Source organism: Sphaerotilus mobilis (assembly GCF_004216565.1).
Classification (GTDB): Bacteria; Pseudomonadota; Gammaproteobacteria; order Burkholderiales; family Burkholderiaceae_C; genus Sphaerotilus; species Sphaerotilus mobilis.
Map to the genome: position 1 here is coordinate 423763 of NZ_SGWV01000007.1, position 26692 is coordinate 450454.

The 26692-nt window shown below is 68.6% G+C and carries 23 protein-coding genes; 14 read left to right on the forward strand and 9 right to left on the reverse strand.

Features of this window, described 5'->3' with window-relative positions; genetic code table 11:
• Positions 1–10: 10 nt before the first annotated feature.
• A complete protein-coding gene (locus EV685_RS02185; RefSeq protein WP_130480335.1) occupies positions 11–1474 on the reverse strand; it encodes a methyl-accepting chemotaxis protein in 1464 nt (487 codons plus the stop codon).
• A gap of 185 nt (positions 1475–1659) precedes the next feature.
• On the opposite strand from EV685_RS02185, the gene EV685_RS02190 reads away from it, so the two are divergent.
• Positions 1660–2022 (forward strand): response regulator transcription factor, encoded by a 363-nt coding sequence (locus EV685_RS02190; RefSeq protein ID WP_130480336.1) that lies wholly within the window; start codon positions 1660–1662, stop codon positions 2020–2022.
• 21 nt (positions 2023–2043) lie between these two features.
• Here the strand turns inward: EV685_RS02190 and EV685_RS02195 are convergent, their stop codons facing one another.
• From EV685_RS02195 to EV685_RS02210, 4 genes are all read right to left on the reverse strand, one after another.
• On the reverse strand, positions 2044–2256 hold the full coding sequence (locus EV685_RS02195) for a formate dehydrogenase subunit delta (protein ID WP_242615434.1): 213 nt from the start codon (positions 2254–2256) through the stop codon (positions 2044–2046).
• 101 nt (positions 2257–2357) lie between these two features.
• Complete coding sequence (gene fdhF / locus EV685_RS02200) at positions 2358–5270, reverse strand: formate dehydrogenase subunit alpha (protein ID WP_130480338.1); 2913 nt, start codon at positions 5268–5270, stop codon at positions 2358–2360.
• A 10-nt stretch (positions 5271–5280) separates the two neighbouring features.
• The gene (locus EV685_RS02205; protein WP_130480339.1) at positions 5281–6897 is read right to left on the reverse strand and encodes a formate dehydrogenase beta subunit; all 1617 of its coding nucleotides are present in this window, start codon (positions 6895–6897) and stop codon (positions 5281–5283) included.
• Positions 6898–6929: 32 nt separating this feature from the next.
• A complete protein-coding gene (locus EV685_RS02210) occupies positions 6930–7478 on the reverse strand; it encodes a formate dehydrogenase subunit gamma (protein WP_130480340.1) in 549 nt (182 codons plus the stop codon).
• Between the two features lie 206 nt (positions 7479–7684).
• Here EV685_RS02210 and EV685_RS02215 point away from each other — a divergent pair, with 206 nt between their 5' ends.
• Together EV685_RS02215 and EV685_RS02220 are read left to right on the forward strand one after the other, a co-directional pair.
• Positions 7685–8026 (forward strand): AbrB/MazE/SpoVT family DNA-binding domain-containing protein, encoded by a 342-nt coding sequence (locus tag EV685_RS02215; protein WP_242615377.1) that lies wholly within the window; start codon positions 7685–7687, stop codon positions 8024–8026.
• Positions 8023–8400, forward strand: a complete 378-nt coding sequence (locus tag EV685_RS02220) for a type II toxin-antitoxin system PemK/MazF family toxin (RefSeq protein WP_242615378.1) — start codon at positions 8023–8025, stop codon at positions 8398–8400. Before EV685_RS02215 ends, EV685_RS02220 begins: the two co-directional genes overlap by 4 nt.
• Positions 8401–8475: 75 nt before the next feature.
• On the opposite strand, the gene EV685_RS02225 is transcribed toward EV685_RS02220, so the two are convergent.
• Complete coding sequence (locus tag EV685_RS02225) at positions 8476–9450, reverse strand: LysR family transcriptional regulator (protein WP_130480341.1); 975 nt, start codon at positions 9448–9450, stop codon at positions 8476–8478.
• 125 nt (positions 9451–9575) lie between these two features.
• On the opposite strand from EV685_RS02225, the gene EV685_RS02230 reads away from it, so the two are divergent.
• The gene (locus EV685_RS02230) at positions 9576–10193 is read left to right on the forward strand and encodes a hypothetical protein (protein ID WP_130480342.1); all 618 of its coding nucleotides are present in this window, start codon (positions 9576–9578) and stop codon (positions 10191–10193) included.
• A 68-nt stretch (positions 10194–10261) separates the two neighbouring features.
• Here the strand turns inward: EV685_RS02230 and apbC are convergent, their stop codons facing one another.
• The gene (gene apbC, locus EV685_RS02235; RefSeq protein WP_130480343.1) at positions 10262–11353 is read right to left on the reverse strand and encodes an iron-sulfur cluster carrier protein ApbC; all 1092 of its coding nucleotides are present in this window, start codon (positions 11351–11353) and stop codon (positions 10262–10264) included.
• A gap of 109 nt (positions 11354–11462) precedes the next feature.
• Entirely contained in the window at positions 11463–11795 is a 333-nt protein-coding gene (locus EV685_RS02240) for a 2Fe-2S iron-sulfur cluster-binding protein (RefSeq protein ID WP_338054423.1), read from the reverse strand.
• A 40-nt stretch (positions 11796–11835) separates the two neighbouring features.
• On the opposite strand from EV685_RS02240, the gene metG reads away from it, so the two are divergent.
• The 8 genes from metG (at position 11836) to EV685_RS02280 (ending at position 22149) form a co-directional block, all read left to right on the forward strand.
• Complete coding sequence (gene metG, locus EV685_RS02245; RefSeq protein WP_130480344.1) at positions 11836–13911, forward strand: methionine--tRNA ligase; 2076 nt, start codon at positions 11836–11838, stop codon at positions 13909–13911.
• Positions 13912–13963: 52 nt separating this feature from the next.
• Positions 13964–14740 carry a YoaK family protein gene (locus EV685_RS02250; RefSeq protein ID WP_130480345.1) on the forward strand — a complete coding sequence of 259 codons (777 nt, stop codon included), beginning with the start codon at positions 13964–13966 and terminating at the stop codon, positions 14738–14740.
• A 70-nt stretch (positions 14741–14810) separates the two neighbouring features.
• Positions 14811–15011: a DUF3460 family protein gene (locus EV685_RS02255; RefSeq protein WP_130480346.1), complete on the forward strand. Its 201-nt coding sequence runs from the start codon at positions 14811–14813 to the stop codon at positions 15009–15011.
• Positions 15008–15928 carry a segregation and condensation protein A gene (locus EV685_RS02260; RefSeq protein WP_130480347.1) on the forward strand — a complete coding sequence of 307 codons (921 nt, stop codon included), beginning with the start codon at positions 15008–15010 and terminating at the stop codon, positions 15926–15928. The genes EV685_RS02255 and EV685_RS02260 overlap by 4 nt, the downstream gene beginning before the upstream one ends.
• 58 nt (positions 15929–15986) lie before the next feature.
• Positions 15987–16892, forward strand: coding sequence for a Dyp-type peroxidase (locus EV685_RS02265; protein ID WP_130480348.1), 906 nt, complete (start codon positions 15987–15989; stop codon positions 16890–16892).
• Positions 16893–17084: 192 nt separating this feature from the next.
• The gene (locus EV685_RS02270) at positions 17085–20168 is read left to right on the forward strand and encodes an EAL domain-containing protein (RefSeq protein WP_130480349.1); all 3084 of its coding nucleotides are present in this window, start codon (positions 17085–17087) and stop codon (positions 20166–20168) included.
• A gap of 70 nt (positions 20169–20238) precedes the next feature.
• Complete coding sequence (locus EV685_RS02275) at positions 20239–21420, forward strand: MFS transporter (RefSeq protein WP_130480350.1); 1182 nt, start codon at positions 20239–20241, stop codon at positions 21418–21420.
• A gap of 162 nt (positions 21421–21582) precedes the next feature.
• Entirely contained in the window at positions 21583–22149 is a 567-nt protein-coding gene (locus tag EV685_RS02280) for a CZB domain-containing protein (RefSeq protein WP_130480351.1), read from the forward strand.
• A 73-nt stretch (positions 22150–22222) separates the two neighbouring features.
• Here EV685_RS02280 and EV685_RS02285 read toward each other — a convergent pair whose 3' ends face one another.
• Positions 22223–23545: a UDP-glucose dehydrogenase family protein gene (locus EV685_RS02285; RefSeq protein ID WP_130480352.1), complete on the reverse strand. Its 1323-nt coding sequence runs from the start codon at positions 23543–23545 to the stop codon at positions 22223–22225.
• A 275-nt stretch (positions 23546–23820) separates the two neighbouring features.
• On the opposite strand from EV685_RS02285, the gene EV685_RS02290 reads away from it, so the two are divergent.
• The gene (locus EV685_RS02290) at positions 23821–25419 is read left to right on the forward strand and encodes an esterase/lipase family protein (protein WP_130480353.1); all 1599 of its coding nucleotides are present in this window, start codon (positions 23821–23823) and stop codon (positions 25417–25419) included.
• Between the two features lie 150 nt (positions 25420–25569).
• On the forward strand, positions 25570–26271 hold the full coding sequence (locus EV685_RS20870) for a PEP-CTERM sorting domain-containing protein (protein ID WP_242615379.1): 702 nt from the start codon (positions 25570–25572) through the stop codon (positions 26269–26271).
• The last annotated feature ends 421 nt before the right edge of the window (positions 26272–26692 follow it).

Genomic DNA, 26692 nt, shown 5'->3' on the forward strand with positions numbered 1-26692 from the left:
CCGTGGCCGTTTAACGGACCTGCGCTGGCGCGCCGATCAGCAGGTCATCAAGCGCACGCCCGCTCGTCTGCGCGGTGCCGAGCTGGAAGGAGCTGAGCACCCGTGTCAGGCGTTCGGCGTGTTCGTGCAACTGCTTGGCAATCTCGTTGGCGCGTTCGGCCACCGCGACGTTCTGGCGCGTGACCTCGTCGAGTTCCTTGACCGACTGCGTCACCGCGTTGATGCCGGCGGCATGCTCGCTGGTGTCGGCCGACAGGTTCTCGAACACCTCGCCGACCTGCCGGACCGAGCTGACCACGTCCTTCATGGTCTGGCCCGCCGCGTTGACCAGCGAGGTGCCGCTCTCGACCGTGTCGACCGTGTGGCCGATCAGCTGCTTGACCTCACGGGCCGACTCGGACGCCCGCAGCGCGAGGTTGCGGACCTCGGCGGCGACGACGCTGAAGCCACGGCCCTGCTCACCGGCTCGGGCGGCTTCGACCGCGGCATTGAGCGCCAGGATGTTGGTCTGGAAGGCGATGCCGTCGATCACCGCGACGATGTCGGTGATCTGGCGCGAGGCGCTGTCGATCGCCGCCATCTTGGCGATCACCTGCTCGAAGATCTCGCCGCCCTCGGCCGCCAGCCCGGACGCCCGCGCGGCCATCTTGCGGGCCTCCTGCGTGGCCTCGGCGCTGCTCTGCACGATCACGGTGATCTGGTCGAGGCACATGGCCGCATCCTGCAGACCGGCCGCGCTGGTCTCGGTGCGGTTCATCAGCTCGCGGCTGCTGTCGCCCAGCACGGCCGACGCGTCGCTGACGCCGCCGGCCGCCAGACTCACCTGGCGCATCGCGGCGGCCATGCGTTCCTGCACATGCTTAAGGCGCGCACCCAGCGCCGACTCGGCCTTGACCACGTCCAGGCTGAGGCGGATCGGGCCTTCGCGGCCCATCGCGCGGATCAGGAACTCGATGTCAAAGCGCTCGCGCTCGCGGTGTTCGTCCCAGCGCGCGATCAAGGCCTGCAAGGCCCCTTGCGTCGCCAGCAATGCCAGCACCGAGTAGCTCATGCCCGGATGGACGGTTGGCACCAGACCGGCTTGAATCACCGCCGTCGAGACCAGCAGCCAGAAGGTGACTGCGACGATGTAGCGCCAGCTCCGGTAGAACGACAGCAGGCCGGCTGTTACCAGCATGCCCATGTAGATCTCGTGATCGCCGCCGGTCAATGAAGCCCCAGTTGCACCTTGCAGGAAGATGGCCGACACCAGACCGAATCCCAGCAGTGAGCGCGACGTGACCGTCCCGCGCCAACGCCAGAGCGCCAACAAGGTCAACGGTGCGATGGCTGCGACCCACAACCACCAATACGTCGTCAGCCCCGCCCGATCGCACAGCAATAGCGCCAACGCGGCGTGGCAGCCCAGCACCGTGGCGATCAGCAGATCGACTTGGTTGCTGTTGCGAAAGAAGGGGTTTGAACTGGACGGCATCGGGTTCCTGCTCGGTGAACAGGTGCCACCTTACGGCCGATGCCGCGCGATCCAAGCCCCGAAGTGGGGCGCTCTGACCGGCCGTTTCCTGCCTTGCTTCTTGCGCCGGATGCCTAGAGTGCGGATCACGCCATCCTCGATGTCGTCCGCCCTGTCCCGCCCCCCCGTCCCCCACAAGCGCTGCCATGAAGAAGATCCTGATCGTCGAAGACCAGCCCGACATCCGCGAGCTGATCCGCATGACCCTGGAGATCGAGGACTACGACGTGCACGAGGCCGAACGCGGCGATGTCGCCATGGATCTCGTCGGGCGTGTGATGCCCGACCTGATGCTGCTCGACGTCATGATGCCCGGCGGCATCGACGGCTACGAGGTCTGCCGGCGCGTGCGCGCCGATGCCCGCTTCAAGCGCACCCGCATCGTCATGCTGACGGCCCGCGACAGCGCCGCCGACCGCGCCACCGGCCTGCGCGCAGGGGCCGACGAACATCTGGCCAAGCCCTTCAGCCCTCGCCAGCTCTTGCAGGTTGTCAACAAGGTGCTTTGAGACAGCGCCGCCCGAGGCGGATCAGCCCTTGGGCAGCAACTCACCCCGCCGCGCCTGCGCCGTCTCGATCAGCAAGGCGCTGAGACCCGCGCCCTGCGCCGGGCCGTCGAGGTGGGCGTAGAGCTGGCGGCGCATGCGGGGCTCCCAGAACTTGCGGATGTGCAGGGCCACGCCGTCGATCGCTTCTTCGCGGTCCGGGTAGATCTCGAAGAACTGGCCGATGCGGTTGGCCATGCGGATCAGGTTGTCGAGCACGCCGGCATGGAAGTCGTGGGCATGGCCGGCGTCGGCCGCCTCATCGGAGGCATCGGGTGCATCAAACGGTGCGCGGCTCATCACTTGCCCTCCACGATCGCCGGCACGCCCTGCCCGGCCTGAGCCAGCAGTTCCTGCTGGGTGCGGTCGAAGCGGGCGTATTGCTGCTGCCAGGCGCTCAACTGGCTGACCTTGCTGACCTGCACCGCCGTCACCTTGTACTCGGGGCAGTTGGTGGCCCAGTCCGAGCTGTCGGTGGTGATGACGTTGGCGCCCGACTCGGGGAAGTGGAAGGTCGCGTAGACCACGCCCGGCTGGACCCGCTCGGTCACATCGGCCCGCAGCACGGTCTGGCCGGCCCGGCTGGCGATGCCGACCCAGTCACCGGCCGAGATGCCGCGCTCCTGCGCATCGGCCGGGTGGATCTCCAGCCTGTCCTCGTCGTACCACTGGCTGTTCTCGGTGCGACGGGTCTGGGCGCCCACGTTGTACTGGCTCAGCACACGGCCGGTGGTCAGCAACAGCGGGAACTTGCGGGTGACCTTCTCATCGGTCGGCACGTACTGCGTCGGCACAAAACGGCCCTTGCCGCGCACAAAGCTGCCGATGTGCATGGTGGCGGTGCCGGCCTCGTCGGTGTGCTCGTTGCAGGGCCATTGCACGCTGCCCAGGCGGTCGATCTTGTCGTAGCTGACGCCCGCAAAGCTCGGCGTCAGCGCGGCGATCTCGGCCATGATCTCCTCGGGATGGGCATAGGCCATCGGATAGCCCAGCGCATTGGCCAGTCGCTGCGTGACCTCCCAGTCGGCCAGCCCGGCCAGCGGCGGCATGACCTGGCGCACGCGGCTGATGCGGCGCTCGGCGTTGGTGAAGGTGCCGTCCTTTTCCAGGAAGGACGCGCCGGGCAGGAAGACGTGGGCGTACTTGGCGGTCTCGTTGAGGAAGATGTCCTGCACGACGATGCATTCCATCGCCGACAGCGCCGCCGCGACGTGCTGCGTGTTGGGGTCGGACTGCACGATGTCCTCGCCCTCGCAGTACAGGCCCATGAAGCTGCCTTCGAGCGCGGCATCGAACATGTTGGGGATGCGCAGCCCCGGCTCGGCGGCCAGCGTCACGCCCCAGGCGGCCTCGAACTGGCTGCGCACCGTCGTGTCGGAGATGTGGCGGTAGCCCGGCAACTCGTGCGGGAAGCTGCCCATGTCGCAGCTGCCCTGCACATTGTTCTGGCCGCGCAGCGGGTTCACGCCCACGCCCTCGCGGCCGACCATGCCGCAGGCCATGGCGAGGTTGGCGATGCCCATGACCATGGTCGAGCCCTGCGCGTGTTCGGTCACGCCCAGGCCGTAGTAGATGGCGCTGTTGCCGCCGGTGGCGTAGAGGCGAGCGGCCTGGCGCAGCAGCTCGGCCGGTACGCCGCAGGCGGCGCTCAGGGCCTCGGGCGAGTTCTCTGGACGTGACACAAAGTCGCGCCAGATGCCGGTGCTGTGGGCGTCGCAGCGTTCGGCCACATAGGCCTCGTCGATCAGGCCTTCGGTGACGACCACATGCGCCAGCGCGGTGATGACCGCGACGTTGGTGCCGGGCTTGAGCTGCAGGTGCACATCGGCCTGGACATGCGGCGAGCCGACCAGGTCGATCACACGCGGGTCGACCACGATCAGCTTGGCGCCCTGACGCAGCCGCTTCTTCAGGCGCGAGCCGAAGACCGGATGGGCCTCGCTGGGGTTGGCGCCGATGACCATGATCACGTCGGCCTGTTCGACCGACTTGAAGGTCTGCGTGCCGGCCGAGGTGCCGTAGGTCTGGCCCAGGCCGTAGCCGGTCGGGCTGTGGCAGACGCGGGCGCAGGTGTCGACGTTGTTGTTGCCGAAGGCCGCGCGGATCAGCTTCTGTACCAGGTAGGTTTCCTCGTTGGTGCAGCGGCTGGAGGTGATGCCGCCGATCGAGTCCTTGCCGTGCTTCTTCTGGATGCGACGGAACTCGCTGGCCGCGTGGTTGAAGGCATCGTCCCACGACACCTCGCGCCACGGGTCGGTGATCTTCTCGCGGATCATGGGCTGGGTGATGCGGTCCTTGTGGGTCGCATAGCCCCAGGCAAAACGGCCCTTGATGCAGCTGTGGCCCTCGTTGGCCTTGCCATCCTTCCAGGGCGTCATGCGCACGACCTGGTTGCCCTTCATCTCGGCCTTGAAGCCGCAGCCCACGCCGCAGTAGGCGCAGGTGGTGATGACGCTGTGCTCGGGCTGGCCCAGCTCGATGACGGTCTTCTCCTGCAGCGTCGCGGTCGGGCAGGCCTGCACGCAGGCGCCGCAGCTGACGCACTCGCTGTCCATGAAGGGCTCGTCCATGCCCGGTGACACGCGTGAGTCGAAGCCGCGCCCGGAGATGGTCAGCGCGAAGGTGCCCTGCACCTCTTCACAGGCCCGCACGCAGCGGTTGCAGACGATGCACTTGCTCGGGTCGTAGGTGAAGTAGGGGTTGGATTCGTCCTTCTTGCTCTTGGTGTGGTGACTGCCGGTCACGCCGGCGACGGCCTGGTCGCCCACACCGTAGCGGACGTTGCGAAGCCCGACCACGCCGGCCATGTCCTGCAGCTCGCAGTCACCGTTGGCCGCGCAGGTCAGGCAGTCCAGCGGGTGGTCGGAGATGTAGAGCTCCATCACGCCCTTGCGCAGTTCCTGCAGCTTCGGGCTCTGGGTGCGCACGGTCATGCCAGCCTCGGCCGGCGTGGTGCAGGACGCCGGATAGCCCTTGCGGCCGTCGATCTCGACCAGGCAGAGGCGACAGGAGCCAAACGGCTCCAGGCTGTCGGTGGCGCAGAGCTTGGGCACCTGCACGCCCGCGTCGACGGCTGCGCGCATCAGCGAGGTGCCTCGCGGCACCGTCACCGACTTGCCGTCGATCTGCAGCGTCACGAGCTGGTCGGACACCCGCGCGGGCGTGCCATGGTCGATCTCGTGGATCTTGAAGACCGGGTAGGGATGGTTCATCGCAGTCTCCTCAGACCGTCGTGCGGTCGGCGGTGGCAGGGGCAAGGCCCATGCCGAAGTCGGCCGGGAAATGGTTCAGCGCCGACAGCACCGGATAGGGCGTCATGCCGCCCATCGCGCACAGGCTGCCGTTGACCATGGTGTCGCACAGGTCGCGCAGCAGATGGACCTGTTGACGTTGCTGCGCCATGGCGCCTTCGGCGTGGCCCCCGTCGGGGAGCGCGACTGGCTGCAAGGCCAGGATGCGGTCGATCACCTCGACGCCGCGCGTGCTGCCGATGCGGCAGGGCGTGCACTTGCCGCAGCTCTCGTGGGCGCAGAAGGCCATGGCGTAGCGGGCCAGCTTGGCGAGGTCGGCCCGGTCGTCATGCACGACCAGACCGCCGTGACCGACCACCGCACCAACGGCGGCGTAGGCCTCGTAGTCCAGCGGGATGTCCCATTGCGACGCGGGCAGGTAGGTGCCCAGCGGGCCACCGACTTGCACCGCCTTGACCGGCCGGCCGCTGGCGGTGCCGCCGCCCCAGTCGAACACCAGCTCGCGCAGCGTGGTGCCAAAGGCCAGCTCGACCAGGCCGCCGCGGGCGATGTTGCCGGCCAGCTGGAAGGGCAAGGTGCCGGTCGAACGCCCGCGTCCGTAGGCCTTGTAGGCGGCGGCCCCGTGGGCCAGGATCCACGGCACCGATGCGAAGGTCAGCACGTTGTTGATGATGGTGGGCTGGCCGAACAGGCCCGACAGCGCCGGGATTGGCGGCTTGGCCCGCACGATGCCGCGGCGGCCTTCCAGGCTCTCCAGCATCGCGGTTTCTTCGCCGCAGACGTAGCTGCCGGCGGCCAGCCGGGCTTCCAGATGGAAGGCCAGTCCGCTGCCCAGGATGTTGTCGCCCAGGAAGCCCGCAGCCGAGGCCCGCGCGATCGCCTGGCTGAAGACATCGAAGGCCAGCGGGTACTCGCTGCGGATGTAGACATAGCCCTGCGTCGCACCACTGGCCAGCGCGGCCAGCGTCATGCCTTCGATGAGCATGTAGGGGTCGTCCTCCAGCACCATGCGGTCGGCGAAGGTGCCCGAATCGCCCTCGTCGGCATTGCAGACCACGTATTTCTGCGGCGACTGGGCCTGCGCCACCGTGCGCCACTTGATGCCGGCCGGGAAGGCCGCACCGCCACGACCGCGCAAGCCCGAATCGAGCACGGTCTGCCAGACCGCGTCGGCCGGCATCTGCAGGGCGGCCTGCAGGCCGGCCCAACCGCCATGCTGGGCATAGTCGGCCAGCGACAGCGGGTCGGTCACACCCATGCGGGCACACAGCAGGCGCTGCTGGCGCGCCAGATACGGGATCTGCTCGGTCAGGCCGTGGCACAGGGCATGGGCCGCACCGCTCAGGAAGCCGGCCTCGAACAGCCCGGCGACGTCGTCGACACCGACCGGGCCGTAGGCCACGCGGCCAGCGGGCGTGGCGACCTCGACCAGCGTCTCCAGCCACAGCAGGCCACGCGAGCCGTTGCGCACCAGTTCGACCGAGGCACCACGCGCAGCGGCCTGGGCCACGATGGCGTCGGCGACCTCGTCGGCACCGACCGCGATCGCCGCGCTGTCACGCGGCACAAACACCTGGATGGCTTTCATGCCCGTTTTCATGCCCGCCTTCATGCCCGTTGTCATGCTGACACCTCCGAACCCTGGTTCGCCAAGGACGCATCGGCCGCTTCGACCGCTGCCAGCGTGGCATCGAAACTGGTCGGGCTGACGCGGGCATGCAGCCGCTCGTCGACCTGCACCGAAGGCCCGGACGCGCACAAGCCCAGGCAGTAGACCGGCTCCAGCGTCCACTGGCCGTCGGCGGAGTGGGCGCGGTCCTCGTCACAACCGGTGCGTTGGCAGGCGTGTGCCCACAGCGCCTCGCTGCCGCGCGCCTGGCAGGCCTCGGCCCGGCAGACCTGGATCACATGCCGGCCAGCCGGTTCGGTGCGGAAGTGGTCGTAGTAGGTGACGACGCCATGCACCTCGGCCCGCGACAGGTTCAGCGCCCGGGCGATCACCGCGAGGCTGGCACGCGGCACATGGCCGAAGGCGTGCTGTACGTCATGCAGGATGGGCAGCAAGGCCCCGGGCTGCCCGGCGTGCGCCGCCAGGATCTGTTCCAGCGCCTGTTCCTGCGCAGGATTCAAGGGGAAGGTCGGCGCATCCGCGCTCTGGTTTGTCGTCATCGTGTCTCCAGGATTCCGCCTCGACGGACCGTCGACAACTATCCCGCCGAGGGGCAGCACCTGTCCAATGGGAAAAGGACAAGGGGGCATTCGGGGCGTGAATCGAGGGTGGCAAAACAGCCCGCCCACCCTCTTTGGAGGGAGACCGTGCCCGCCAAGCCGGCGCTAAGTTCTTCGGCTTCATCCACATGCCCAAGGATCCACCCATGCCTGCGACCCGGCGCGACAAGGATGCCCTGGATCGTCATGTCTATATTCGTATAAACACGCGACCACGGAACATCGACATGAGCCATTTCAAGACGTCCGAACAGACGGTGCAAGCCTGGGGAAACGGCCTTGGCATCCGCGTGACGGCAGCTGTCGCCAAGGCGGCGCGACTGAGCCGCGGCAGTGCCGTCGTGGTCGAGGTGGTCGAGGACGGCCTGTTGATCCGGCCCGTCGGTCTGAACCGGCTGACGCTGGCACAGAAACTCGCAGCCTATGACCCCGTCTTGCACGGCGGTGAGGCCATGGCCGACGGACCGGTCGGCGTCGAAGCGCCGTGAGCACCCGCCGTCAGACGACACCGGCACTCTGGGTGCCCGAGCGCCGCGACATGATCTGGATCGCGTTCAGCCCGCAGGTCGGCCAGGAGATGCGCGACGAGCACCCGATGCTGGTGCTGTCGAGCGCCGCCTTCAACGCCCGTACCGGTTGGGTCATCGGTTTGCCGATGACCCACGCGACGAGCAACGAGAGCAATCCCTTTGCACTGAAGTACATCAGCGGTGACGGTCTGGCTGGCTATGTGCTGACCCATCAGCCCAAGTCCTTCGATTGGCGACTGCGTGGCGCACGGCCGCACCCATGGCAGCAGGTGCCGGAAACGCTGTTCCAGGAAGCCTGCTCCGGCTTGAACCAGATCGTCCAGATCGGCTAGCTTGAGCGGCTCGGCTCGCACAAGTCCGCGTGCGGATCCTGGCTTGGCAGGGTCTGCGATGGCCGGCTTGGCAGCTCAGCCCACCGCCAGCACCCCACCCCCGGTGCGTGCCGCGACGTCGACCAGCCATTCGGCCTCGCCCGCCAGCGCCAGTGCCGCCGACAGGGCCGGTGTGGGCTGGACGTGCGAGGCGCTCAACAGGCCGATGGGGGTCTCGACCAGCGGGTCGACCAGCGCACGCACGCGCAGGCCGGGCACGCTGCGCAGCGTGGCCACCAGGGCGCCGGGCAGGATGGCGGCGAGCGCGCCGGGGCCGTCGTCCAGCAGTGGTTGCAGCAAGGCCAGCACGGTGTCGGTCTCGACGGCGGCCTGGACCTGGGCTCCGGCGGACTGAAGGGCGCGGTCGACGATGGCGCGGTTGTGCATCTCGGGGGTCAGCAGCACGAGCGCCCGCGCGGCGGCATCCGACCAGCGGCAGGTCGCGCCGGTGGCCTCCAACGGGCCAGCGTCACCAGGGCGTTCGGCCCGATCGCGTTCGACCAGGTAGTAGCGCTCGGTGTACTGCGGCCACACGGTCAGGCGCCGCTGGGCGACCTCTTGTCGGTCGGTGTAGCCGAGCGCCAGGTCCAGCGTCAGGTTCTCCAGCCCGGCCTCGATGGCCTGCGAGCTGAGCGAGCGCACCACCGGCTGGATGCCGTCGCAGCGTTCATGCAGGCGCGCGGCCAGCCGCATCGCCACCGGCAAGGCGGTGGGCACCACTCCGATCTGCAGGCGCCCGCGCGGCCGGCCGATGAAGCTGGCGAGGTCCTGCGTCAGGCGCTCCTGCTCGTGCAGCATGCGCCGGGCACTGGCCAGCACACGCTCACCTTCGGGCGTCAGGCCCTCGAACTGGCGACCGCGCCGCACGATGGGCACGCCCAGGCTGGTCTCGAGCGACCGCAGCGCGTTGGACAGCGCCGGCTGCGTGATGTGGCAGGCCTGCGCGGCGCGGCCGAAATGGCGGTGCTGTTCAAGCGCCGCGAGGTAGCGCATGGCGTCCAGGAGGTTCATGCACGAGATTGTCGCGGCTGAGGTTGCAGGGCCCCCACACCTTCCAGGCCCTGTGGTTCAGTGCCTGGCCGGGTCGACCGTTTATGATTTTCTTCACACTTCACCGGCCCCGGCCGGCCACCGCCATGACTCGAATCGCCATGTCGATCGCCGTGCCCCGGGCACGTTCATCGCCCGCCACACGTCGCCGACCGGCACGCCGCCGGATCTGGCTGCTGCTGGTGCTGAGCCTGGGCCTCGGTCTGGGCATGGGCCTGACGGGCAAGGCCGCGCGGGCCGACACGGTGACGCCATCCGGCCCGCGTGCCCAGCCGGACGCACGCGCCCGCAAGGCGGCGCTGAACCGGCCGATCAAGGTGCTGGCCAGCCGCGCGCACGGCTTCTGCCCGATCGGCGGCACCTCGCGCACGGTGCGCACCATCGACTCGCGCAATGAGTGGTCCGACACGCTGACGACCGACGAGTCCGGCGGCCTCGGTCGGCGCGTGCTGTGGTCGCGAGAGAAGGTGCTGGTCTATGCCGAGGACCTGCAGCCGGCAACTGGCCGCCAGCTGGCATCGGCCACCGACCTGCTGCGCCTGAAGTCGGGCGTGCTGTGGTGGCCCGTGCGGGACCTGCCCGGCAACCCGCTGCACACGGGTGTGCAGCCCAAGATGCGGCCCTGCGTGATCGCGGCGGTGAGCCGGGCGCAGTGGCACCGTGTGCGGGTCTTCAAGCCCGGGGCGAACGGCGACGGCCAGTGAGGCCGTCACGGGAGCGCGGAGGTCGAGGGGGGGATCGGCGCCCAGCGCCAAGAGCCCCGCGCCTCCGATCAGGTCGACTTGCTGACCGTGATGGTCGGGAACTTGGACGAGTAGTCCTTGGCCGCGTCGGCGATCTGGATCGCCACCTGACGGGCGAGGCCCTTGTACAGGCCGGCGATCTCGCCATCGGGCTCGGCCACCACGGTCGGCCGGCCGTTGTCGGCCTGTTCGCGGATGCTGAGCGTCAACGGCAGTGCGCCCAGGTAGGCCAGCCCCTGTTCGGCGGCCATCTTCTTGCCACCGTCAGCGCCGAAGATGTGGGCGGTGTGGCCGCAGTTCGGGCAGCAGTAGACCGCCATGTTCTCGACCACGCCGAGGATGGGCACGCTGACCTTCTGGAACATCGACACGCCCTTGCGAGCATCGAGCAGCGCGATGTCCTGCGGCGTTGTGACGATCACCGCGCCGGTCACCGGCACGCGCTGCGACAGCGTGAGCTGGATGTCGCCGGTGCCCGGGGGCATGTCGACGATCAGGTAGTCGAGGTCGTGCCAGTTGGTCTGGCGCAGCAGCTGCTCCAGTGCCTGGGTGGCCATCGGGCCGCGCCAGATCATGGCCTGGTCCGGGTCGACCATGAAGCCGATGGACATGACCTCAATGCCATGGCCGACCAGCGGTTCCATGGTCTTGCCGTCGTGGCTGTCGGGCTTGCCCGAGACGCCCAGCATCATCGGCTGGCTGGGGCCGTAGATGTCGGCGTCGAGGATGCCCACACGCGCCCCTTCGGCGGCCAGGGCCAGCGCCAGGTTGACGGCGGTCGTGCTCTTGCCGACGCCGCCCTTGCCCGATGCCACGGCGACGATGTTCTTGACGCCCGGCAGCAGTTGCACACCCCGCTGGACGGCATGGGCAATGATCTTGCTGGACACGTTGACGCTGACGTTGCCCACGCCCGGCACGGTGCGCACGGCGTCGATCAGCAGCTTGCGCAGGCTGGCGTGCTGGCTGCGCGCGGGGTAGCCCAGCTCGATGTCGAAGGCGACGTCCTGGCCGTCGATGCTCAGGTTGCGGACCTGCCGGGCGCTGACGAAGTCGCGGCCGGTGTTGGGATCGGTGACGGTCTGGATGGCGGCGCGGATCGCGCTATCGGTCAGGGACATGATGGGTGGCGGTCGGCAGTTGGAGGGTCGACGTTGAAGTGATGCAAACGACAACCGGTCAGTCTACCGGCACACCCCCGGCCCGCCGCCCAGGGACAGACCCCAGCGTTCAGCGGGGCTTGAGCGACATCGTGTCAGGTTGGCACAGCGCGTCGACCACCAGGTCCGAACGCGGCTCGGCCACGCAGGCCAGCACCCAGCCCTCGGCCAGCTCCTCGCGGCTCAGGCCCGGCCAGTCGATGCGGTGCACCGCGTGGCCCTCGACGACACGCGCGCGGCAGGTCCGGCAGGTGCCGTTGCGGCAGGACTTCGGCCAGCGCCAGCCGGCCGCGCGGGCGGCGCTGACGAGGTCCATGCCGGGCGGGACGTCAAAGGCCACGCCGGCCGGTTCCAACCGCACCGTCCAGGTCCGCCGTGCGGTGTCTTGCTGAAGATCGCCCACCTAGAATCCCGCCCTTCCCCGCGCAGTCCGAGCCTCCATCATGACCCGCCAGCTCTTCGTCACGACCGCCCTGCCGTATGCCAACGGCAAGTTCCACATCGGCCACATCATGGAATACATCCAGGCCGACATCTGGGTGCGGTACCAGCGGCTGATGGGCCGACAGGTCCATTTTGTCGGCGCCGACGATGCCCACGGCGCGCCGATCATGATTGCCGCCGAGAAGGCCGGCAAGACGCCGCAGCAGTTCGTCGCCGACATCGCGGCCGGTCGCCAGGAATACCTCGACGGCTTCCGCATCGCCTTCGACAACTGGCATTCGACCGACGGCATCGAGAACCACGAGCTGGCCCAGGACATCTACCGCGGCCTGCGTGCCAACGGCCTGATCGAGGTCCGCCCGATCGAGCAGTTCTACGACCCTGAGAAGGGCATGTTCCTGCCCGACCGCTTCATCAAGGGCGAGTGCCCCAAGTGCGGCACCAAGGATCAGTACGGCGACTCCTGCGAGTCCTGCGGCGCGGTCTACAGCCCCACCGAACTGAAGAACCCGTACTCGGCGCTGTCGGGCGCGACGCCGGTGCTGCGCACCAGCGATCACCACTTCTTCAAGCTCAGCGACCCGCGCTGCGTCGAGTTCCTGCAGCAGTGGACGCAGGAGTCCGGCAAGCTGCAGAGCGAGGTCCTCAACAAGATCCGCGAGTGGTTCACGAAGGACGAGAACGGCCAGGGCGGTCTGGGTGACTGGGACATCAGCCGCGACGCGCCCTACTTCGGCATCGAGATCCCGGACGCGCCGGGCAAGTACTTCTACGTCTGGCTGGACGCGCCGATCGGCTACCTCGCCTCGCTGAAGAACTACTTCGACAAGGGTGGCCCAAAGGCCAAGTACGGCGAGACACGCGACTACGCCGCCTACATCGCCGATCCGGCCGTCGAGCAGTACCACTTCATCGGCAAGGACATCACCTACTTCCACACGCTGTTCTGGCCGGCCACGCTGCACTTCAGCGGCCGCAAGACGCCGACCAATGTCTTTGTGCACGGCTTCATGACCGTCAACAACGGCGAGAAGATGAGCAAGAGCCGCGGCACCGGCCTGGACCCGCTGAAGTACCTGAGCCTGGGCATGGATCCGCACTGGCTGCGCTACTACATCGCGGCCAAGCTCAATGCCCGGGTCGAGGACATCGACTTCAACGCCGAGGACTTCACGAGCCGCGTCAACTCGGACCTGGTTGGCAAGTACGTCAACATCGCCTCGCGCGCGGCCGGCTTCCTGGCCAAGCGCTTCGGCGGCCAGCTCTCCGGCGAGGTCGGCGTCGAAGGCAATGTGCTGCTCGATGGCCTGCAGGCCCACCGCGACACCATCACCACGCTCTACGAGACGCGCGAGTTCGGCAAGGCGCTGCGCGAGATCATGGCGCTGGCCGATCGTGTCAACGAATACGTCGACCGCAACAAGCCCTGGGAACTCGCCAAGCAAGCCGGCGCGGACGCCGTGCTGCACGATGTCTGCACCGTCTGCATCGAGGCCTTCCGGCTGCTGACGATCTACCTCAAGCCGGTGCTGCCGGGCGTGGTCGAGCAGGTCGAGGCCTTCCTCCAGGTCGAGCCCATGACCTTCGCGGACGCCGATCGGCGCCTGGGCGCACACCTCATCGGCAACTACAGCCACCTGCTGCAACGGGTCGACCCGAAGTTGCTGGACGCCCTGTTCGAGCCCCCGCCCGCCGTGGTCGACAAGCAGGTGCCGGGCGGCGAGGACATCGCCGAGGAAATCAAGATCGACGACTTCAGCCGCGTGGACCTGCGCATCGCCCGCATCGTCAAGGCCGAGACGGTCGACGGCTCGGACAAGCTGCTGCGCCTGACGCTGGACGTCGGCGAGGGCCGCACCCGCAACGTCTTCAGCGGCATCCGCAGCGCCTACCGGCCCGAGGACCTGGAAGGCAAGCTGACCGTGATGGTGGCCAACCTGGCACCGCGCAAGATGAAGTTCGGCCTCAGCGAAGGCATGGTGCTGGCCGCCAGCCATGCCGACGGCAAGGCCGCGCCGGGCCTGTTCGTGCTCGAACCCCACGCGGGTGCTGTGCCGGGCATGCGCGTGCGCTGAGGCGCGCTCGCCGCCAACGCCCCCACGCCCACGACCCCCGCCCGCCAACCCGATGCCTGCCGCCTTCCTGCGCGGCCTGACCGGCCGCCACCGCACCCGCAGCGCCAACCGGCAGCTCGGTGCGCTGCTGGCCTTCAACGCGGGCGCCATCAATGCCGGTGGCTTCCTGGCGGTGCAGCGCTACACCTCGCACATGACCGGCGTGGTTTCGGCCCTGGCCGATGACCTGGTGCTGGGCGCCTGGGTCGCCGCCGGTGCCGGTCTGCTGGCCCTGCTGGCCTTCATCGGCGGGGCGATGGTCACGGCCATCCTGACCAACTGGGCGCGTCGCCGCGCCATGCACAGCGAGTACGCGCTGGCCTTGCTGCTCGAAGCGCTGCTGCTGCTGGTCTTCGGCCTGCTGGGTGGCACGCTGGCGCTCTGGTCAGCCCATGTCGGCGCGCAGGCCCTGTTGCCGGCCACGGTGCTGCTGCTGTGTTTCATCATGGGTCTGCAGAACGCGGTGGTGACCAAGATCTCGCAGGCCGAGATCCGCACCACCCACATGACCGGCGTCATCACCGACCTGGGCATCGAGCTGGGCCGGCTGGTGTACTGGAACCGCGCCATGCCGGCCGACCCGGCGCTCGCCCCGGTGCTGGCCAACCGGCCCCGGCTGGCGCTGCTGGCGCTGATCGCCGGCCTGTTCTTCGTCGGCGGCCTGACCGGCGCGCTGGCCTTCAAGCACTTCGGCTTCGTCGCCACGGTGCCACTGGCGCTGGTGCTGGTCGTGCTGGCCGCCCTGCCCGTGCTGGACGATCTGCGCGCGGCACCACGAACGTCAGCCTGACAGCAGGGTCCGGCGTCCTAAAATCGCGGGCTTCCCCCTAACGCACAACGGCCCCACGGGCCGCACCGACATGCCGCTCTTCTGGAAGCACTACAAGTCCGAGACGACCCAGTTCATCGAGTCGCTCAAGCAGCAGGACCCGAAGCTCGAGGCCCGTCAGCGTGAAGGCCGCAACCTGCTGTGGGACCGCCCGATCGACCACGTGGCCGAGACCGACTTCAAGGACGCCCGCGTGCCGCAGCAACCCTACGTCTACCAGACCAAGGCTTGAGCCAAACCGACAGCGCCCCGGCGAACAGCGCCCGCGCTCTGGCTGAGGGGCCGGGCGAGAACACGCCCGACGTGATCGACCACGTCGCGGTGGCACGTCTCTACGGCGAGCCACTGTTCTCGATGCCGCAGGACCTCTACATCCCGCCGGATGCGCTGGAGGTCTTCCTGGAGACCTTCCAGGGGCCGCTGGACCTGCTGCTCTACCTGATCCGCAAGCAGAACTTCAACATCCTCGACATCCCGATGGCGGATGTCACGCGCCAGTACCTCGACTACGTCGACCAGATCCGCGAGCACAACCTCGAACTGGCGGCCGAGTACCTGCTGATGGCGGCGATGCTCATCGAGATCAAGTCGCGCATGCTGCTGCCGCCCAAGAAGGTGGAGGGCCAGGACGAGGTCCAGGACCCGCGCGCCGAGCTGGTCCGCCGGCTGCTCGAATACGAACGCATCAAGCGAGGCGCCGCCGGGCTGGACCGGCTGCCGGTGCTGGGCCGCGACTTCCTGCGCGCGGACGTCGCCATCGAGCAGGCCCTCGAACCACGCTGGCCCGAGGTCGGCATCGCCGAGCTGCGCGACGCCTGGGCCGACGTGCTCAAGCGCGCCACGCTGACCCAGCACCACCGCATCAGCCGCGAGCAGCTGTCGGTGCGCGAGCACATGACCATCTTGCTGCGCAAGCTGCAGGGGCAGCGCTTCGTCGAGTTCCAGGACCTGTTCGACACCGGCCACGGCACGCAGGTCGTCGTCGTCACCTTCATCGCGATGCTGGAACTGGCCCGCGAACGCCTGCTCGAGATCACCCAGGCCGAGGCCTTTGCGCCGGTCTATGTCCGGTTGGCCTACCAGAGCACGGTGATCGAGGACCTCGCGGCCGAGGTTGACGACGAAGACGACGCGCTCGTCAGCGGCTGAACCTGCCCAAGACACCCTCTCGCGACACTCTCGCCACGTTCTTCAACGTCTCTTCCCCATGTACCAGACCGGCATCTTCGAACCCATCCCGGCCCACGGCCGCTACCTGGGCCTGGCGCGCCAGCCGTCTGCTGACCGGGCCGACGTGCGCGCGTTGCTGCAGGCGCTGGCCGCCGAGGTCGACGGCCGGCAGATCGTGCTCGGCCTCGGAGCCGGGCTGGTGACGCATCTGGCTGGCGCCGATGCGGTGCCCGGCCTGCATGACTTTCACGCCCCGGCCGACAGCCGGGTCGCCCTGCCCGAGACCCGCTTCGACCTGTGGCTGTGGCTGCGCGGCGAGGACCCCGCCGCCCTGCTGTGGCAGGCCGACGCCCTGCGCGAGCGCCTGGCGCCGGCCTTTGTCGTCGTCGAGGATCTGGCCGCCTTCCGCCACGGCGACGGCCGTGACCTGACCGGCTACGAGGATGGCACCGAGAACCCGGTCGGCGAGGCCGCCCTGGCCGCCGCCTTTGTCGACCACCAAGGCCCGGGCCTGGACGGCGCCAGCCTGCTGGCCTTGCAACGCTGGCAACACGACCTGAGCGCCTTTCGGGCCATGACGCCCGCCCGCCGCGACCTCGCCATCGGCCGCCGCCTCGTCGACAACGAGGAGATCGAGGACGCGCCCGCCACCGCCCACGTCAAGCGCACCGCCCAGGAAGACTTCGACCCCGAGGCCTTTGTGCTGCGGCGCTCGATGCCCTGGCTGGACGGCGCTGCCGGCGGCCTCTACTTCACGGCTTTCGCCCGCAGCCTGGACGCCTTCGAGGCCCAGCTCGCCCGCATGAGCGGGGCCGAGGACGGCGAGGTGGACGCCCTGTTCACCTTCAGCCACCCGCTGACCGGCGCGACGCTGTGGTGCCCGCCGATGCACGACGGCCGCATCGACCTGCGGGCACTGTCGCCGGACCGCCCGCCACGTTGAGCCCGGCGGATCGCGCGATCGGGTCGGGCCGACGGTGCAGCCCCTGCTTCCGCGACGCCAGCTTGCGCAAGATCAAACCGGCAAAAATAGAAGTCGCCCCCATATGTGATAAATCCGGCAATCCCCCCAAGGGATGAACCGGCCCGAACGACCCTCCCGCATTAACCTGCGCTTCAGGTTAATGGTCGTTCGATGTCACCCCTCCAGCCCAGCACGCCGCCTCAGACTCCGCGTCTCTTCGCGTCGACCCTTGATCGCTTTCGGACCTGCGGGTCCACCGTCTGGCGCGGCCTGCAACGGCCCTGGTGGCTGGCCCTGCTGTCGGTCGCGCTGACCTTGCTGCTGGCCGACCCGCTGGTGCATCGGCTGGACTTTCAGAGCCATGACGCACTGGCGACCTGGCTGCCAAGCCGGGCCCCGGCCCACGAGGTGCCGCGCCATGTGCTGGTCACCATCGACGACACGAGCCTGCAGCAACTGGGCCCTTGGCCATGGCCGGCGGCGCTGCAGGCCCGTCTGATCGATCGGCTGACGGCGGCCGGTGCGCGCGCCATCGTGCATGACGTCCTGCTCACGACGCCCGCCCAGGATGAGGATGTGCTCGCGGCGGCCGTGGCGCGACATGGGCAGGTGTTCATGCCGGTCACCGCGTCGCACGACGCCGTCAGCGGCCTGGCGCGCACGCTGGCCCCTGGGCCGCTGCTGCAACAGTCCCTGGCGGGCCTGGGCCATGTGGCGGTGCAGATCGACGACGACGGCATGGTCCGGCGCTTTCAGCCCTCGATCGGCCCCGCCGACGCGCGCTGGCGTGCCCTGCCCCTGGTGCTCGGCGACACGCTCGCACGAGCCGGTGCGGCATCGCCACCCGCTTCGCCTTCGTCCTTGGCCTCGTCCCTGGCCTCATCCCTGGCCTCGAACGCCAGCGCGGCCAACCCGCCAGCCATGCTGATGCTGCCCGGCCGGCTGCCCGAGATCGAACGCCATGCCGCCGCCCGGGTCCTTGCCGACCCTGCGCTGGCGTCGCGCCTGAAGGACGCCGTGGTCTGGGTCGGACTGACCGCCCAAGGCCTCTCGCCCGTGCTGGGCGTGCCGGCCGCTCAGCCTCAGCAGCGCCTGAGCGGCGTCGAGTGGCAGGCCTTGGTGAGCTTGGCCCATCAGCGGGGCCAGCTCGTGCGGCCCCTGCCCGAATGGCTGTGCCATGTCCTGAACCTGCTGCCTCTCGCGCTGCTGGCGGTCTGGCAGTCGCTGCGCCCGACCCGGCTGCGCCAGCACGGCCTCTGGCTGTTGCCCTTGCCGACGCTGGCCAGCGCAGCGGTCTTGACGTTGACGCATGTGTGGATGCCCACCGCCGCCTTGACGCTGGGCATCGGGCTCGGGCTGCTGCTGGTGCGCAACCGCGAACTCCGGCTTGCCCGACGGGCCCTGCGCCAGGAACGCGGACAGGCCGCTGCGACGCTGCAGGCCATCACCGACGGCGTGTTGACGGTCGACCCAACCGGGCGGATGCGCTACCTCAATCCGAGCGCGGAACGCCTGTGCGGACAAGCGGCCGAACGGCTGCTGGGCTTGTCGGTGACGCTCGCGCTGCCGTGGGAAGCCGACGACGCCAAGACCTTGTCGGAGGCCCTCGAACGCTGCCGGACCGGCCGCCGGGTGGTCGACATCGGCCACGCCTTGCACCTGCGCACAGAACGGGGCGACTGCCGGGTGCAGGTCGTCGTCAGCCCGGTCTTCGAGCAGGCCGCCGCGCCATCGGCGCTCCGGGGCGGTGACACGCGGCATCGGTCGCCACGCGACAGCCGCCTGCCGACCGATCTGGGCGGCAGGGTCATCGCGGTCGTGCTGGCGCTGTCGGACGTGACCGAGCGCCTTGCCGTCGCCGAGCGACTGCAGCGCGACGCCACACACGACGCGCTCACCGGCCTGCCCAACCGCGCCTTGCTGAGCGACCGCCTGCAGCAGGCCGTGCTGGGCGCAGACGCGGGGCACCGCAGCGTCGCCATCCTCTTCATCGACCTGGACCGCTTCAAGCGCATCAACGACAGCCTGGGCCACCGTCAGGGCGATCAGGTCCTGCGCACCATCGCCGAACGGCTGCAACGCTGCCTGAGGGCGCATGACACGCTGGCCCGCTGGGGCGGCGACGAGTTCGTCGTGTTGCTCGAAGATGCCCTCGACCGTGAGGTGGTCGCCGCCCGGGCCGCGCAGATGATCGATGCGGTCACGCGCGAGATCCGGATCGAGTCGGCCGAGACCGGTGCCATCGACGTGGCCTGCGGTTGCAGCATCGGCATCGCCATGGCGCCCCACGACGGTCTCGCCGCCGATGCGCTGCTGGCCAAGGCCGACACCGCCATGTACCGCGGCAAGGCGCGTGGCGGTCGCCGCTTCGAGTTCCACGCCAGTGACACGCCGGCCTGGACGCGCGAGTGGCTGGCGCTGGAAACCCGGCTGCGCCACGCGCTGGACCTCGACACCTTCGTGCTGCACTACCAGCCCCAGGTCGACCTGCGCAGCGGTCAGGTGGTCGGCCTCGAAGCCCTGCTGCGCTGGCGTCAGCCGGACGGATCGCTGTGGCGACCGGCGCGCTTCCTGCCGGTCACCGAGGAAACCTCGCTGATCCTGCGCATCGGCGAATGGGTCGTGCGCGAGGCGGTCAGCCAGCTCGCCCGCTGGCGCGCGCAAGGCCTGCCGCTGGTGCCGGTGTCGGTCAATGTGTCGACCCGCCAGTGCCTGGACCGCCGCCTGGTCGGTGTCGTCGCGCAAGCCCTGGCCGAACACCAGATCGCCGCATCGCTGCTCAAGATCGAGGTCACCGAATCGACCGCCATGGCCGACCTGGGCCAGTTGCGCAGCCTGCTCGCCGAGTTGCGCCTGATGGGGGTGCAGGTCTCGATGGACGACTTCGGCACCGGCTTCTCGTCGCTGTCGCACCTGCGCGCCTTCCAGGTCGACCAGATCAAGATCGACCCGAGCTTTGTGCGCGACATCAGCCGCGACCCGAACGGCGCGGCGATCGTGCGCGCGACCATCGCGCTGGCCCACGGCCTGGGCCTGCCGGTGGTGGCCGAGGGTGTCGAGTCCGAGGACCAGATGACCTTCCTTGCCGAACACCACTGCGACATCGCCCAGGGCTACCTCTACGCCCAGGCGCAGGACTGCGAGACCATCGCCGCCCTGCTCCGCGAGCGTGTCGCCGGGGGCCTGCCGATGTCCCGCGCCCGCAGCCTGCCCGCACCGACCGAGCCGGCACCGCTGGATCTGTTGCCCGCCTGACGACGGCCACGGGCCGACAGCCCTGCGTTACCCCCGCTCCTACACTGCGCCGCTTCAACCAAGGCGCACGATGAATTCCCAACTGCTGCTGCTGGCGATCTGCCAGGGCCTCTTCCTGTCGACCAATGTGACGCTGGTGGCGGTCAATGGCCTGCTCGGCCTGAGCCTTGCGCCGTCGGCCTTCCTGGCCACGCTGCCGATCGCCGCCTATGTCGCTGGCGGCGCGCTGGCGACGCCGCTGGTGGCGCGTCACCAAAGGGCCTGGGGCCGTCGACGGACCTTTCAGGCCGGCCTGCTGGTGGGTGTGGGCGCGGCCGGACTGGCGGCCTGGGCGGCGTGGATCGGCAGCTTCTGGCTGCTGACGCTGGCCACGCTGATCAACGGCTACTTCAACGCCAACGCCTCGCTTTACCGCTTCGCCGCCGCCGAACTGGTCGAGCCGTCCTACAAGGAGAAGGCGATCTCCTGGGTGCTGGCCGCCGGCATCATCGGCGCGGTGGTCGGCCCCAACCTGGCCAGCGCCACCCGTGAGGCGCTGGTCGTGCCCTTCGTCGGCCCCTACCTGGCGCTGATGGTGCTGGCCGCCGCCGGCATCGTGGTGATGCAGTTCATCCACTTCCCGACGATCGCCGCACCGCTGGCCGCCGATGGCAGCGTGGCACGCGGACGGCCGCTGCGCGAGATCGCCCGGCAGCCGAAGTTCATCGTGGCGATTGCCGCCTGCTCGATGGGCTACGGCGTCATGAACCTGCTGATGTCGGCCACGCCGATCGCCATGTCGCAGTGCGGCCTGCCCTTCAAGGACGCCGCGCTGGTGCTGGAGTGGCATGTGCTGGGCATGTTCGTGCCCAGCTTCTTCACCGGCAACCTGATCAAGCGCTTCGGCACCGTCAAGATCCTCAGCGCCGGGCTGGTCCTCAACGTCGCCTGCGTGAAGGTGGCGCTGTCCGGTGTCGACCTGATGCACTTCCTGGTCGCGCTGTTTGTGCTCGGCCTGGGCTGGAACTTCCTCTACATCGGCGGCACCGCGCTGGCCACCGAGTGCTACCGGCCCGAGGAACGCACCACCGCCCAAGCCGGTCTCGACTTCTGGGTCTATGTCGTGATGACGCTGACCGCCTTCGGCTCGGGCGCCCTGGTGGTCAAGGGTGGCTGGCAAGCGATGAACGCCGCCACGCTGTTGCCGCTGCTGCTGCTGGGTGCGGCGATCCTGTGGTTGGCCAAGATTCGACAAACACTGGACGAAACCTGAACGGTTGCGCCATATCAAGGGCGAGCGATAGCCCCCTCGGTAAGCAAGCCGCAAAAAACAAACTGGTTTTGCAAGTTTCGCGTCAGCCTGAAATACACAATTTGTAGCTGTCTGCCACCCCTTGTTTCAGGGGCAGCAACTACCGATTTGAGGGGCTTCGACATGAGCATGATCCACGGACTCGCCAGCATCGCCGCAAGGCTCTACCTGCTGGATCCCCTGGAGAGCCAGTCGGTGCACTCCCGCCGCCGCAACGACACCCGCTGTGCCGACGGCATGGACTTCGGCACCGCCATGCGCGCCCACGGCGCCCTGACGCGCCGGCTCGAATCGGCGCTGGCCGGGCAGGACGATCCCCGCCTCGACATCGACCTGATTCGCCGCTGTGACACCGGCCGGCTCGGTCGCTGGCTGCACGGCGACGGCTACATGCTCTACGGCGTGCTGCCCGCCTACCGCCGCCTGATCGTCAGCCACCGCAACCTGCACCTGGCCGCCGCTGACGTGCTCGAACTGCTGCGCGCCGGTCAGCCGCGCGAGGCCCGCGCCTTGATGCAGAACGGCCTCTACGCGCGTTACGCCGAACAGGTCTGCGCCCAGCTGTCGCAGTTCTTCCTGGACCGTGGCGGGCGCATCAGCGTCAGCAGCTTCGGCTGCCTGGACGACCTCGACGCCGCCCACCCGGCCGTGCATGCGGCGCAGCGGCCGGGCGACCGCCTGATGGCCTGACCGCCCAATCTGAAACAACAACGCCGGCACGAAGCCGGCGTTGTTCATTCAATGCTTGCGATTTGCAAGCAGTTCAGGGCCGGCCGATGCAGCGGTACTCCAGCCCGAAGGTGCGGATCAGGGTCGGGTCATACATGTTGCGGCCGTCGATCACCAGCTTGTCCTTCAGAGCCTCGCGGATGGCGTCGAAGTCCGGCGTGCGGAACTCGCGCCACTCGGTGACGATCACCAGCGCGTCGGCACCTTCGAGTGCCGCCATGGCACCGCTGGCGTAGTTCAGCGCCTCGCTGGCCGGCATCACGCGGGCCGCCTCGGGCATCGCCACTGGGTCATAGGCCTGGATGCGCGCACCGCGCATGGCCAGCTCCTCGATGATCACGCGGCTCGGGGCCTCGCGCATGTCGTCGGTGTTGGGCTTGAAGGCCAGGCCCCAGAGCGCGAAGGTGCGCCCGCTCAGGTCATCGCCATAGCGGTCCACGACCTTCTGGACCAGCACCTGCTTCTGCTCGTCGTTGACGGCCTCGACGGCGGTCAGCAGCTTGCTCGGCATGCCGTTGTCGGCAGCGGTGCGGGCCAGCGCCTTGACGTCCTTGGGGAAGCAGCTGCCGCCGTAGCCGGCGCCGGCGTAGAGGAAGTGCGTGCCAATGCGCGGGTCCGAGCCGATGCCCTGGCGGACCAGCTCGATGTCGGCGCCGACCTTCTCGGCCAGGCGCGAGAGCTCGTTCATGAAGCTGATGCGGGTGGCCAGCATGGCGTTGGCGGCGTACTTGGTGAACTCGGCGCTCTTGACGTCCATCACCATCATGCGTTCGCGGTTGCGGATGAAGGGCGCGTAGAGCGCACGCATCAGCAGGATGGCGCGCTCGTCCTCGGCGCCGATCACCACGCGGTCGGGGCTCATGAAGTCCTTGACCGCCGCACCTTCCTTGAGGAATTCGGGGTTGGAGCAGATCGCGAAGTCGAGCTTGACGCCCCGTTTGGCCAGCTCGTCGACGACCGCCGCATGGACCTTGTCGCCGGTGCCCACCGGCACGGTGCTCTTGTCGACGATGACCTTGAAGTCGGTCATCGTGCGGCCGATGCTGCGGGCCGCTGCGAGCACGTACTTCAGGTCGGCCGAGCCGTCCTCGTCGGGCGGGGTGCCCACGGCGATGAACTGGATCGTGCCGTGCGAGACCGCGCGTTCGACGTCGGTCGTGAACTCCAGCCGGCCGGCGCTGACGTTGCGGCGCACGACCTCTTCCAGTCCCGGCTCGTGGATGGGGATGCCGCCATCGAGCAGCGTCTGGATCTTGCTGGCGTCCAGGTCCAGGCACAGCACGTGGTTGCCCATTTCGGACAGGCAGGCGCCCGTGACCAGGCCCACATAACCGGTGCCGACGACGGTGACTTTCATGCGCGGTATTCCCTCATCAAGTTCAAGTGGCGCCGACCTGCACGAGGCGGTCCGGCGCGGACAGCCGAGGTTCTAGCAGATCGCACCCCGTGTGAACCCTCATGCCGACCGCCCCGCGCGGTGAAGGCCGGTAGGTGAGCAATCATGCCGTGGCATCTGTGGCAAACCGATGAAGCCGTGCAGGCCGCCCGTCCCCTTGGTGGTTCCCAAAGCGGCAAAGCCGCGCTGGAATGCGGCGCACGCCCGGACCCGGGCCGACCGCCCGAGGAGACACCATGGACGCACCGTTCTTCCCCATCATCTACGTGCGTGGCTACGCCATGACCGCCGGCGAACGCGACGAAACCGCCGCCGACCCGTTCTGCGGCTTCAACCTGGGATCGACCGCCTACCGGGCGACGCCCGACAAGAAGGCACCGCCCAAGAAGTTCATCTTCGAGTCGCCGGTGCTGCGCCTGGGCTCGGACCACGGCTACCGCGACATCTACGAGAACGGCCTGGACATCCTCGACCCCGACTGGGCCCCGCCGGTGGCCCACGACGGCACGCAGGAGCCCGGCATCGGCGCGCGTTCCATCGTGGTCTACCGCTATTACGACGAGGGCTCGCGCCTGCACGGCACAGGCGAGGCCGAGTCGGTCGAGCACTACGCCCGTGGCCTGTCGGACCTGATCGCGCGGGTGCGCGAGCTGGTCTGCGCGCGGCCGGCCAACGCCGTCAAGCCCCAGGACTTCCGCTGCTACCTGGTGGCCCACTCGATGGGTGGCCTGGTCGTGCGGGCCTTTCTGCAGAACCCCGCACTGGGCGACAAAGAGCTGCGCAAGAGCGTCGACAAGGTCTTCACCTACGGCACGCCGCACAACGGCATCGACACGCTGGGCTTCAACGTGCCGAAGTGGCTGGGCGTCAACGACATCAACAACTTCAACCGCAGCCGCATCGCCGACTACCTCGGCGTCAAGGACCACCCGGCCCACACCCGCAGCGGCCGCGTCGACCTGCTGCCGCCGGCCACCTTCCCGGCCAGCCGCTTCTTCTGCATGGTCGGCACCAACCGCAGCGACTACGAGGTCGCGATGGGCCTGTCGCGCGCCTTCGCCGGCCACGGCAGTGACGGCCTGGTGCGCATCGAGAACGCCACCGTCTGGGGCGCCAACGCCAAGGGCGACGCGGTCGAGCCCGCCGCCTGCGCCTATGCCTACCGGGCCCACTCGGGCGTCTACGGCATCGTCAACAGCGAGGAGGGCTACCAGAACCTGACCCGCTTCCTGTTCGGCGACGTGCGGGTCGACATCTGGCTGGACATCGACGCGGTCACGCTGCCCACGCCGCTGCAGGGCGAGAAGAACATCCAGGCGCTCTACCAGATCGAGTTCCTGGCCAGCCCGCGTGGCAAGCGCTGGTATCTGACACGTCGCGTCACCGAGGAAGACTCGCCGGCCTGCCGCACCCACCAGGAACTGACCGACCCGGCCGCCAAGGACCGCCGCAGCATCTACCTGTCGACCGTCTTCCTGTCCAACAACGCCCGCGTCAACCGCGAGCGCCCATCGCTGGCCTACGCGATGACGCTCAATGTGCGCACGCCCGACTACCAGCAGGTCAAGACCTTCTGGCCCGACCAGCACTACGAAGGCAACCACCTGTTCCGCGACACCGCCGTGATCGAGCTGGTGCCGCCCAAGGTGGCTGGCGAGACGTGGCAGTTCACAGCCACCTGGCAAGGCCAGCCCGAGGCCAGCGCCAAGGCCGACCTGAGCTTCAAGCAGCTCAAGCAGGGCAAGGTCCAGGTGCTGGTGCCTTTCGAGAACAGCAAGGCACCGGGCATCAAGGGCAAGGTCCGGCTGATCGTCAGCGGCTGGAACGAGGGCTGAGCGCGACACGCCGACCCCGCAAACGCGGGGGGCAACCCCCATTCGGGGATGGCGACACCCGCAAGGCTTCCTTAATCTGAGGACAGGTCGCCGCCACAGGCTCTTTGGCTGAAGGACGGCGGCGACACCCCACTCCTCCGAAAGGGAAGCATGCAGTCCATCCATCACCCCATCCGCGCCGCAGCCCTGGCCGCTGCCGCCCTGTTCATCGGCTTTGGCGCACAGGCGCAGCAGGTCGTGAGCGAGAACTTCAACGGCCTGTCGGCCCTGGTACCGATCACGGGTGGCACCACCAATGCCTACGACGGCGCCAACGTGCTGCCGACGTTCTCCTACGGCCTGGTCAACGGCTCGTGGTTCGAGAACACCCAGATCACGGTCGGCGGCATCGAAGCCGACAACTTCCTGGTCCTGGGCCGCGGTGACTCGTTCACCTTCAACTTCAGCCTCACGGCGCCGGTGTCGAACGTGGTGATCGCGTTTGCGTACTCCAACACCAACGGCAACCCGACCAACGCGCAAGGTCAGCCGATCACCGTCAACGTGGCCACCAACTCGTGGACGATGGACTCGGAAAGCAGCTCGCTGGACAACACGGCCATTGCTGGAACCGGCAACCCGAGCTTCAGCAACAACTCGCAGACCTACACGCGAGCCTTCAACGGCCTGGGCGCGGGCAACCACTTCTTCACTTGGGCGCGCAGCAACCAAGCCAACAGCGGCACGCTGCGCATCGACGACTTCAGCGCCACCGTCACGGCCGTGCCCGAGCCCGAGACCTACGCGATGATGCTGGCGGGCCTCGGTGCCATCGGCTTCCTGTCGCGTCGTCGCAAGCCGGCACACGGCTGATCGACCCGGCGCGCACGCGCGCCGACGCTGACCTGGCGGTGGTTCAAGGGCGTCCCTCGGGACGCCTTTTTTCATGGCCGACCACCACGCTCCCGTGCGGCGATGCCCGATCTGGCGGCCCAAGCCCCCCCTGTTCATGGGCTGCGTGGCGCGTGACCCACGAAACACCCCGTGTTCATGGGCCTTCCCGGGCGACCCGGTCACAGGTCCCGCACCTACGATGCCTTCAGCTTCGTTCAGGCTGCACGCGCAGTCCGTCACGATTCCAGCGGAACCGGCCCCAGGCCCAACCGCCTCCACCACGGCCAGGGAAAGGACCCCCTCATGTTCAAGAAACTCATCCTCGCTGCCGCCTTCGCGGTCGGCAGCTTCGGTGCCCATGCGGCACCCGTCGACAGCAACTTCTACTCCGACATCGACG